Genomic DNA, 222 nt, shown 5'->3' on the forward strand with positions numbered 1-222 from the left:
CGAGACGACGGTCGACGAGGAGGGCAACTGGAGCTTCACGCCTGAGACGCCGCTGGAAGAGGGCGAGCATCAGTTCACGGTGGTGGAGCGCGATCCTGCGGGCAACGAAAGTGGGCCGTCGGACCCGTGGACGGTGATCGTGGATACGACGCCGCCGGGCAAGCCGTCGATTGACGAGGTCATTGACGACGAAGGTCCGATCCAGGGTCCGGTGGGCAATGG

At 65.3% G+C, this 222-nt stretch carries 1 protein-coding gene; it reads left to right on the forward strand.

The features are described 5' to 3' along the window. Positions 1-222 (forward strand): Ig-like domain-containing protein (locus F6X37_RS36290; RefSeq protein WP_187614715.1); only part of this gene is annotated, 222 nt, incomplete at both ends.

It is taken from the genome of Paraburkholderia sp. 31.1 (genome assembly GCF_014397645.1).
Classification (GTDB): Bacteria; Pseudomonadota; Gammaproteobacteria; order Burkholderiales; family Burkholderiaceae; genus Paraburkholderia; species Paraburkholderia tuberum.